The sequence below is a fragment of the Brevundimonas sp. genome (genome assembly GCF_013823285.1).
Taxonomy (GTDB): domain Bacteria; phylum Pseudomonadota; class Alphaproteobacteria; order Caulobacterales; family Caulobacteraceae; genus Brevundimonas.
In genome coordinates, this window is the sequence record NZ_PNLV01000173.1 from 1 (window position 1) to 3,111 (window position 3,111).

At 71.3% G+C, this 3,111-nt stretch carries 2 protein-coding genes; one reads left to right on the forward strand and one right to left on the reverse strand.

All coding sequences use genetic code 11. The annotated features are described in order from the left end of the window. The coding region (locus C0461_RS14035; RefSeq protein ID WP_292107886.1) for a leucyl aminopeptidase at positions 1–1,430 on the reverse strand (1,430 nt) is incomplete at its 3' end. A gap of 196 nt (positions 1,431–1,626) precedes the next feature. Between C0461_RS14035 and thrC the strand changes: the two genes are divergently transcribed. After that, positions 1,627–3,009 carry a threonine synthase gene (thrC, locus tag C0461_RS14040; RefSeq protein WP_363378726.1) on the forward strand — a complete coding sequence of 461 codons (1,383 nt, stop codon included), beginning with the start codon at positions 1,627–1,629 and terminating at the stop codon, positions 3,007–3,009. Positions 3,010–3,111: the final 102 nt, after the last annotated feature.

A 3,111-nucleotide genomic window follows, 5' to 3' on the forward strand; every position in this document is an offset into this window, starting at 1 on the left:
CCGTCCCAGGCCACGCCCGCGATGTCCAGATGCGCCCAGGGCGTCTCGGGATCAACGAAGGCGCCGACGAAGTGGGCGCCCGTCCCCGCGCCGGGTCCGCCCGACCCGGTGTTGCGAAGGTCTGCCACATTGGAGGACAGACGCCCCTGATAGGTCGGGTGCAGCGGCAGGCGCCACAGGGGCTCGTCTGCCGAGCGCCCCGCCGCGATCAGTTGATCGGCCAGGGCGTCGTGACGGCTGAACAGGCCCGCATAGTCGCTGCCCAGGGCGCCGCCGACCGACCCCGTCAGGGTGGCCACATCCACGATGGCGGCCGGGTCCAGCCGCGCTTCGGCGTAGGACAGGGCGTCCGCCAGGACCATGCGGCCCTCCGCGTCGGTGGAGCCGATCTCGATGGACAGCCCGTTCATGGCCGTGACCACATCGCTGGGCCGTGTGGCGTTGGGCCCGGGCATGTTCTCGGCCAGGGCGGCGATGGCCACCACATGCACCGGCGCGCCCTGCTGGGCGAGCGCCAGGGTCGCACCCATGACGCTGGCGGCGCCGGACATGTCCATCTTCATGGCGCCCATGCCGCCGCCGGTCTTGATGTTCAGCCCACCCGAGTCGAAGGTGATGCCCTTGCCGGCCAGCACGATGGGCTGGTCTGCAGACCCGGCGCCGCGATAGCGCACGATCATCATGCGCGGCGGCCGCGCCGATCCCTGCCCGACCGAAATGATGGCGCCCATGCCCAGCTCTTCCATCTGGCGCTCGTCCAGCACCTCGATCTGAACGCCGCGAATCCCGGCGAAGGCTTCGCGCGTCCGCTCCACGAAGGTCTCGGGGTAGATGACGTTGGGCGGCTCGTTGGACAGGTCCCGCGCCAGAGCCATGCCGTTGATCACGCCCATGCCCTGCGCGTCGAAGAGGGTCTGGGCCGCCGGAGCGATGAAGGTCAGGGCCGAGGGCTCGGCGCGTTCCGCGCGGCGGCCATAGCCAGCGAAGCGATAGGCCGACACGCCCGCGCCGGTGGCCACCCGCGCCGTCACGGCCGGATCAAGACCCTCGGCCATGATCGACACCGCGCCGGTCTCGCCCGACAGGGCGCGGGCGAGGGTCGCGCCCAGGGTGAACTGGTCCGCTTCGCTGATGTCGCCCGGCGCGCCGACCACCACGATCTGGCTCCAGTCGCCGATGCCCCGCAGGGTCAGGCTGTCCCGGACGCCATAGCCGAAGGACGCCGACGTCAGCGCCCGGGCCACGGCTGCACGCTCCGCGTCTCCCAGGGCGGCGCCGCGCTGCGCAAGATCACCCTCGGCGCCCAGCAACAGCACCAGCGCGCCCTGATCGGCGGGCTGGGCGGCGAAGGCGATGGGCCGCTCGGCCTGGGCGGCGGGCACGGCCACCACAAGGCTGGCCAGGGCGGTGAAGACGGCGAGACGGCGCATGCGGATTCCCCAAGGATATATTGTAACAGCGAGCCACTATGAGCGGGCCGGTTTCCCGCCGCAAGCATGCCCGATCGCTTTCGCCGGCATGGCAATTTTCCGCCTTGAGAAGAGATTGAAGGTGGCCTTCAGCGCATGAATTTTCTAGGCTTTGCGCTCCGTCGTCGCTTCCGCCTCAGGGCGACGGAAGGGATCCATGATGCACTATGCCAGCACCCGGGGCGGCGCCGCCCCGACCACCTTCCGCGATGCGCTGCTGCGGGGCATGGCGCCCGACGGCGGGCTCTACATGCCCGAAAGCTGGCCGACCCTGAGCGCGGGCGACCTCCGCGCCGCCGCCGCCCGTCCCTATGTTGATCTGGCCGCCGACATTCTTGGGATGTTCGCGGGCGAGTCCCTGCCCCCTGCGGCGGTGCGCGCCGCCGCCGACCGCCTGACAGAGACCTTCCATCACGCCGCGATCACGCCGCTGGTCCAGTTGGAGCCGAACCTGTGGGTGCTGGAGCTGTTCCACGGCCCCACCGCCGCCTTCAAGGACCTGGCCATGCAGATGATGGCGGTCCTGACGGACGCCGCTCTGGAAGGCACGGGCCAGAGATTGCTTCTGCTGACGGCCACCAGCGGCGACACCGGCGCCGCCGCCGTGCGGGCCTTCGCAGGAGCCAAGTCCGTGGATCTGGCCGTGCTGCACCCGCTGGACCGGGTCTCGCCGGTCCAGCGTCGCCAGATGACCACCGTGGACGCACCCAATGTGCTGAACCTGGCGGTGCGTGGCGACTTCGACGACTGCCAGCGTCTGGTGAAGGCGATCCTGGCCGACGAGACCCTGCGCGAGGGCCGCCGGGTCAGCTCGGTCAACTCCATCAACTGGGGCCGGCTGGCGGGTCAGGTCCCCTACTACATCGCCGCCGCCTCGGCTCTGGGCGCCCCGCACGTGACGCCGCGCTTCGTGGTGCCCACCGGCAATTTCGGCGACGCCTTCGCCGGCTGGGCGGCGCGCGCCATGGGGGTCCCCCTGACCCTGACCGCCGCGGTCAACCGCAACGACGCCCTGGCCCGCGCCCTCAACCACGGCCGCTATGAGCGCACCGCCGCCAACCCGACCGCCAGCGTCAGCATGGACGTGCAGGCGCCCTCCAATTTCGAGCGGCTGCTGTTTGAGGCCACGGGCCGGGACGCCGACGCCACGCGCGGGTTTTTCGAAGCCTTCGCCCGCGACGGCGCGGTGGATATCGCGCCTGATCTGCTGGCCGCCCTGCGCGCCGAGGTCTCTGCGGTCTCCATCGACGAAGACCGCACCCGCGCCGAGATCGCCCATGCGTGGAAAGCGTATGGTCGGGTCATCTGCCCCCACACCGCCGTGGCCCTGGCCGCCGCGCGGGACATGGCGCGCGAGGGCGGGCCGGTGGTGGCCCTGTCGACCGCCCATCCGGCCAAATTCCCTGAAAGCGTCGCACCGGTGCTGGGCTTCGAGCCGCCGGTCCCGCCCGCCCTCGCCGCAGTCACCAGCGGCAAGGAGCGCCTGACCGTCATCGACGCCGATCTGGCTCAGGCGCTGGCGGCGGTGAAGGGCCTCTAGGCCGGGGCCAGCCCGTAGTCCGCCGGGCTCGCCGCCCGGTGGAAGGCGATGCGCGCGAAGAACGGCGCGGGATCCTTGGGCGTCACCAGCCAGTCGGGATCG

Bases quoted from the DNA above. Each gene is read 5' to 3' on its own strand.
- thrC (WP_363378726.1), top strand. From the start codon at position 1,627: ATGATGCACTATGCCAGCACCCGGGGCGGCGCCGCCCCGACCACCTTC.